Annotated in this window: 6 protein-coding genes and 1 pseudogene; all 7 read left to right on the forward strand. The window is 59.6% G+C overall.

From position 1 onward, the window contains the following. The first annotated feature begins 1 nt into the window (after nucleotide 1). Nucleotides 2-1,822 carry an acyl-CoA dehydrogenase C-terminal domain-containing protein gene (locus QLQ16_RS15150; protein WP_108326952.1) on the forward strand — a complete coding sequence of 607 codons (1,821 nt, stop codon included), beginning with the start codon at nucleotides 2-4 and terminating at the stop codon, nucleotides 1,820-1,822. A 95-nt stretch (nucleotides 1,823-1,917) separates the two neighbouring features. Continuing rightward, nucleotides 1,918-2,210 (forward strand): annotated as a pseudogene (locus QLQ16_RS15155) (addiction module antidote protein). Between the two features lie 254 nt (nucleotides 2,211-2,464). Further along, complete coding sequence (locus QLQ16_RS15160) at nucleotides 2,465-3,085, forward strand: TetR/AcrR family transcriptional regulator (RefSeq protein ID WP_283225498.1); 621 nt, start codon at nucleotides 2,465-2,467, stop codon at nucleotides 3,083-3,085. A gap of 68 nt (nucleotides 3,086-3,153) precedes the next feature. Further along, nucleotides 3,154-4,293 (forward strand): efflux RND transporter periplasmic adaptor subunit, encoded by a 1,140-nt coding sequence (locus tag QLQ16_RS15165; RefSeq protein ID WP_283225502.1) that lies wholly within the window; start codon nucleotides 3,154-3,156, stop codon nucleotides 4,291-4,293. After that, nucleotides 4,290-5,492 carry an ABC transporter permease gene (locus QLQ16_RS15170; protein ID WP_283225499.1) on the forward strand — a complete coding sequence of 401 codons (1,203 nt, stop codon included), beginning with the start codon at nucleotides 4,290-4,292 and terminating at the stop codon, nucleotides 5,490-5,492. The genes QLQ16_RS15165 and QLQ16_RS15170 overlap by 4 nt, the downstream gene beginning before the upstream one ends. A gap of 10 nt (nucleotides 5,493-5,502) precedes the next feature. Continuing rightward, the gene (locus QLQ16_RS15175; protein WP_108312935.1) at nucleotides 5,503-6,219 is read left to right on the forward strand and encodes an ABC transporter ATP-binding protein; all 717 of its coding nucleotides are present in this window, start codon (nucleotides 5,503-5,505) and stop codon (nucleotides 6,217-6,219) included. A gap of 41 nt (nucleotides 6,220-6,260) precedes the next feature. Beyond that, on the forward strand, nucleotides 6,261-6,488 hold the full coding sequence (locus tag QLQ16_RS15180) for a YgaP family membrane protein (protein ID WP_283225500.1): 228 nt from the start codon (nucleotides 6,261-6,263) through the stop codon (nucleotides 6,486-6,488). Nucleotides 6,489-6,774: the final 286 nt, after the last annotated feature.

The following is a 6,774-nucleotide window of genomic DNA, read 5'->3' on the forward strand; positions in this document are numbered from 1 at the left end:
CATGTTGAACTACAAAGCCCCGCTGCGCGACATGCGCTTTGTGATGAACGAGGTGTTCGACTACCCGGCGCACTACCGCGCGCTGGGCAGCGGCGAAGACGCCTCGCCCGAGGTGGTGGACGCCATTTTGGAGGCCGCCGCCACCTACTGCGAAGAGGTGCTGGCGCCGCTCTACGTCTCGGGCGGCGAAGAGGGCTGCCACTTTCAGGCGGGCGAGGTCACCACGCCCAAGGGCTTCAAAGCGGCGTATGCGCAGTTCGTCGAGGGCGGCTGGCAGGGCCTGTCGTTCCCCACGGCTTACGGCGGGCAGGGCCTGCCCGTGTCGCTCAACCTGCTCAAGAGCGAGATGATGGGCACGGCCAACTGGGCCTTCAGCATGTACCCCGGTCTGAGCATCGGCTGCATCAACACCATCTTGCAGTACGGCACCGAGGCCATGCGCCAGCAGTACCTGCCCAAGCTGGTGGCGGGCGAGTGGGGCGGCACCATGTGCCTGACCGAGCCGCAGTGCGGCTCTGACCTGGCGCAGGTCAAGACCCAGGCCAAACCGCTGGGCGACGGCAGCTACGCCATCACCGGCACCAAGATCTTCATCTCCAGCGGCGAGCACGACTTGACCGACAACATCGTGCACATCGTGCTGGCGCGCCTGCCCGAGGCGCCCGCCGGCACGCGCGGCATTTCGCTGTTCATCGTGCCCAAGTTTCTGGTGGGCGAGGGTGGTGCTTTAGGCACGCGCAACGCGGTGCACTGCGGCTCGATCGAGCACAAGATGGGCATCAGCGCCAGTGCCACGGCGGTGCTCAATTTCGACGGCGCCATCGGCACCCTGATCGGTGAACCGAACAAGGGGCTGGAGGCCATGTTCACCTTCATGAACACCGCGCGCATCGGCACCGCCATCCAGGGCGTGGCCCATGCCGAGCTGGCTTACCAGGGCGCGCTGGCCTATGCCTGCGAGCGCCGTTCCATGCGCGCGCTCTCGGGCAAAAAGGAGCCCGAGCAGGTGGCCGACGCCATCGTCTGGCACCCCGACGTGCGGCGCATGCTGCTCACCCAAAAAGCCATCGCCGAAGGTGGCCGCGCCATGATCTACGGCGCCGCGCAACTGGCCGACAAGATGTTTGCCGCTGCCTGGGCCGGCGACCAGGCCGGCTACAAGCGCCACGACGGCGAACTGGGTTTCTTCACCCCCATCCTCAAGGGCTTTTTGACCGAAATGGGCCTGGAAGCCGCCAACCTGGGCATGCAGGTGTACGGCGGGCACGGTTACATCCGCGAGCATGGCATGGAGCAGATCGCGCGCGATGCCCGCATTGCCACGCTGTACGAAGGCACCACCGGCATCCAGGCGCTGGACCTGCTGGGGCGCAAGGTGCTGCTGCAAACGCGCGGCCAGTGCGTGCGCGACTTCACCGCCCAGATGTGGGTGCTGGCCCGGCCGGGCCTGCTGGCTGGGGGCTTGCGTGGCCGCATGGCCCGCGCCCTGGCGCGCCGCGCCGTGCAATGGAATACGCTCACCCTGCGCCTCATGCTCAAGGCCAAGGCCGACCCGGAGCAAGTGGGCGCGTCGTCGGTGGACTACCTGATGTATTGCGGCTACGTGATGATGGCCTACCACTGGGCGCTGATGGCCCAGCGCGCCGAGCAGGCCCTGCACAGCGGCCAGGGGCCAGAGTCAGCGGCGTTCTACCAGGCCAAGCTGCAAACCGCGCAGTTCTACTTTGAACGCCTGCTGCCCCGCGCCGACGCCCACCACCGCATGGCGCTGGCGCCGGCCAGCACGCTGCTGCAGATGCCGGTGGCGGCGATGGCGGGTTGAACCCGCTTCACCGCTTGGCGGCATGGACAGCAATGTATCTCAATGGATACAGAGCGCCATAAAAACGATCTATGCGCCAACTGAAGGGGTAACCGATGACTGCACTCAAACTGCGGAAATGGGACAGCGCCCAACACCTCAAGACCGAAGAGGACATGGCGCTCTATATGGAGGCCTGCCTGCAAGAGGCAGGGGATGATGCTGCCAAGGCCCTGGGCACCATTGCCCGGGCCAAGGGCATGTCGCAACTTTCGCGCGGACGGGCCTGGGCAGGGACAGCCTCTACAAGGCGTTGTCAGGGGAGGGCAACCCCAGCTTTGCCACGATCCTGAAAGTCACGGCGGCGCTGGGCATCCAGCTCCACGCACAGCCCATGCAGGCGGGGTAAGCGTGATGGGTGTTGGGGTAGGAGCGTTTGTGGCTCATGCCCTGTAAAGGCTGAAAGCGGGCTACCGTATGGGTTCAATGATCGGCAGCAGCCGACCCATAATCGTCATAGGGCTGCGACAAAGCAGTCAATCGCGCGGTCCTTTTCTATGAAGGCATACCAAGCCCCATTGCAATTTGATTCGCGAGTGTGCTTTTAGGCTAATTTTCCTTAGCTCACAAATCATGATAAAGTAATTCATCAATTACTTATTTATGACGGCAAACACTAGAGTCAAGCTCAAAACCGAAGACCGCCAGGCAGAACTGATCCAGGCGGCCTTGGCTTTGGCTGCTGAGCGCAGCCCAACCGAAATCACCACGGGTGATCTGGCTTTGGCCATCGGCATCACCCAGGGGGGAGTCTTCAGGCATTTCGACAGCAAAGAGACCATCTGGCTGGCTGTTGTCGATTGGACGCACGAGACCTTGATGGAGCGTCTGCAGCAAGCAGCTCAAACTCGGCAAGCCAACGCTTTGCAGGCTCTTCGGGCCGTGTTCATGGCACACATCAATTTTGTGGAGCAATACCCGGGCGTTCCACGTCTTGTCTTTCAGGAACTGCAGCACGCCAAAACCACCCCACTCAAGACAAGGGTTCAGCACCTTATGGCCGACTACCGGACTTTGATCGCCCGATTGCTGACCCGAGCACGTGAAGAGGGCCTGCTGGCATCCGAGGTGGACCCCGCCTCAGCCGTGGTCCTTTTCATGGGAGCGGTTCAGGGACTGGTTATGCAGTCTCTGGTTACTGGCAGTCTGCACGACGTAGCGAGTCAGGGCAAAGCCGTATTCAACCTCTATGAGGCAGGTCTCTTGCCCAAACAAAGAAACTGACGAAAGTAGCACCAATGACACTTCCCAAAATCAATAAGCGGCAAGTCTTGGTCGCAACCGGTGCAACGATGGTAATCGTGGCTCTAGGATTTGTTGCTACTCGCATGGGACCACTTGCTCCCACCAATGTCACAGTAATACAAGTCAAGAGCGAAAGCCTGAGACCCTCAGTTTTCGGTATTGGCACTGTCGAAGCGCGTCAGAGCTGGTTGATGGGACCGACGGTGGCAGGGCGTGTCTTGCGCGTGCATGTCGATGTGGGGCAGTCGGTCAAGGCAGGTCAGCTTCTGGCCGAGATGGACCCGGTGGACCTGGACCAGCGCCTGCAGGCGCAAGAAGCTGCCTTGTCCAAGGCCAGTAGTGTGCAGACAGCAGCCCAGGCACAACTGGCCGATGCCAGAGCACGGCGCGATCTGGCCACTACCAATTTGAACCGGCAAAAGGAACTGGCCCGTCAGAACTTCATCAGCCCGTCTGCGCTTGATGGGCGCGAGCAGGAACTCAAGTCTGCTCAGGCTGCCTTCGAAGCAGCCCAGGCCAACTTGCAAGCAAGCCGTCAGGACGCCCAGCGCTTGCAGGCCGAGCGCGCTGCGGCCGTGCAGCAAAAACAGAACACCAGATTGATCGCTCCCGCCGATGCAGTGGTGATTAGCCGCGATGCCGAAGTCGGCAGCACCGTGGTGGCGGGCCAGGCTGTGGTCCGGCTGGCCAATCCCGCCAGCCTCTGGGTGAGGCTGCGTGTGGACCAGGCGCGCTCAAGCGGTCTCGCAGTGGGTCTGCCGGCCCAGATCACCCTGCGCTCGCGGATGCAGCAGGTGCTGGCCGGCCGGGTGGAGCGGGTGGAGCTGCAGGCCGATGCAGTGACCGAGGAGCGCATCGCACAAGTGATGTTCGACCAGATTCCAGCAGCGCTGTCGATCGGTGAGATGGCCGAAGTCACGCTTCAGTTACAAGAGACAGACCCGGCTTTGGTGGTGCCGCAGGCCAGTGTGCAGACGCACCAAGGCCGCACAGGCGCGTGGCGGCTTAAAGACGGCGCGCTGAACTTTGTGTCCGTTCAGTGGGGCGCGTCCAGCCCGGACGGTCGCGTGCAGGCACTGAGCGGCCTGGCCTCGGGCGACACGGTGGTGGTCTACAGCGACAGGCCCTTGTCGGTCGGAACCCGCTTCAAGGTGGTGAACTCGCTGGTTAACAAGGCCCAGCCATGATCAGCCTGGCTGCGCGCGACATTCAGCACAGCTGGGCCAAGTTCGTGCTCACCGGGTTGGGGCTGGGTTTGCTCATTGGCGTGACGTTGACCATGGCAGGTGTGTTTCGCGGCATGGTTGACGATGCGCAGGCCCTGCTCAACAACAGCGGTGCCGACCTCTGGGTGGTTCAAAAGGACACGCAAGGACCGTACGCAGAATCGTCCAGCTTGAAGGACGATGTGGTACGCAGCATTGCGGGCATGCCAGGGGTGGCCATGGCGGCCAACATCACTTACTTCACCATGCAGGTCAAGGCCGTGGGGGGTAAGGAAGCCCGGGCCATGGTTGTAGGGATCGCGCCTGGAATCGCCGGTATGCCTGGGCAACCGGGCCATTTGTTGGCAGGCCGGCATCTCACACGCAGCCACTACGAGGCAGTTGTGGACATCAAGACCGGACTGACGCTGGGCGACAAGGTGCAAATCCGGCGTCACACCTACGAGGTGGTAGGCCTGACGCGCCGCATGGTCTCATCCGGTGGGGATCCGATGGTGTTTATCCCCATCAAGGACGCGCAGGAAGCGCAGTTCCTCAAGGACAACGACGCCATCGTGAACGACCGGGTGCGCACAGCCGCCAACCCCGCCTTCAATCGGCCGGCAGTGCCGGGCATGCTTGATGCAGTACAGAACCTGCAGACCAGCAGCCGCAACGTCAATGCCGTGCTGGTGCGAGTGGCCGATGGCTGGAGTGCAGAGCGTGTGGCCGAGCCGATCCAGCACTGGAAGCACCTGACCGTGTTCACTCGTGCAGACATGGAAGACATCCTGGTGGACAAACTCATTGCCACCTCGGCCAAACAAATCGGCATGTTTCTGGCCATCCTGACGGTGGTGAGTGCGGCGATTGTGGCGTTCATCATCTACACCATGACGCTGGGCAAGATCCGCGAGATCGCAGTGCTTAAGCTGATCGGCACCCGCAACCTCACCATTGCGGCCATGATCTTGCAGCAGGCACTAGGCCTAGGGGTGATCGGCTTTGTGGTCGGCAAGGTAGCTGCCACGATTTGGGCACCAGTGTTTCCTAAGTTTGTATTGCTCTTGACGCAAGATGCGATTGTTGGTTTTGGGGCAACGATGCTCATCTGTGCACTGGCCAGCACGATGGCTATTCGAGTGGCCTTGCGTGTTGATCCGGCGCAGGCCATCAGTTGAGGCGTACGACATGACATACCAAACAGGTGGCATCCGTATCGAGAATTTGCGCAAAGTCTATGGACATGGAGACACGGCTGTAGAGGCTTTGAAAAGCGTCAATATGCAAGTTTCTCCAGGTGAGGTGGTTGGACTTGTTGGACCATCTGGCTCAGGCAAAAGTACTTTACTGAAATGTTTAGGTGCCATCATCGAGCCTACGTCGGGCCGAATGACTTTAGGCAACGAAGTGATTTTCGAAGACGGCTGGAAGATCCCAGACTTACGAACCTTACGACGCGATCGGATTGGATTTGTGTTCCAAGCGCCGTACCTCATTCCTTTTTTGAACGTCACTGATAACGTCGCATTGCTGCCTATGCTGGCTGGCATTCCCAATGAAATTGCTAGAAAACGAGCACTTGAATTGTTGTCCTCTTTGGATGTGTTGCATCGCGCAAAGGCTGAACCTTCTCAGCTATCTGGTGGTGAGCAGCAACGAGTGTCAATCGCCCGTGCATTGGCAAACAAGCCGCCAGTGATTTTGGCTGATGAGCCAACCGCACCTCTTGACAGTGAGCGGGCGCTGTCTGTCATTCGAATTCTCAACGACATGGCCCGTCTTGCACAGACGGCCATCATCGTGGTGACACATGACGAAAAGATCATCCCAACCTTCAAGCGCATCTATCACATTCGTGATGGACAGACGGTGGAGGAAAAAGGTGAGGGACGCTCTCTTGATTAACGTTAAGAGAGCTACGTTTTATTTTTTATTAGGAGTGAAAAATGACTGTCAATAAACTGATCAACATCATGGCTGGCTTCATGGTGACCCTGGGCTTAGCCCTAGCTCATTTGAACGGGCAAGTAGATTTAAGCTCGCCTAGCTGGCTATGGCTTTGTGCATTTGTTGGATTGAATTTGTTCCAGTCAGGCTTTACAGGGTTTTGTCCAGCTGGAAAGATATTTAAGGCATTGGGCGTTAAAGAGGATGGGAATTCCTGCTGCGTTTAATATGTAAAACATTAGCGACCAGTTTTGCTGCTGCCCCATTGATCCATGATGCGCTGAGCTTGTCGTCAAACTCAAAGCGAGCGATCAGCTGATGGAATCAGCCATGATTCAACGCGGCGAGAACTCCATTGCGCAGATACAAGAAGCCAATCGATCTTTCCACAGCCCTGATGGTCAGTCCAAATTCCCCCACCCGTGGCCACCCCAAATTCCCCCAGGCAGCGCCCTCAGATTATGACGCGTCAGCTTGGATGACCAAGCGCGCCGCCGCCTCCTTGAGCCTATA

The organism is Limnohabitans lacus (genome assembly GCF_030053395.1).
GTDB classification, from domain to species: domain Bacteria; phylum Pseudomonadota; class Gammaproteobacteria; order Burkholderiales; family Burkholderiaceae_C; genus Limnohabitans_A; species Limnohabitans_A lacus.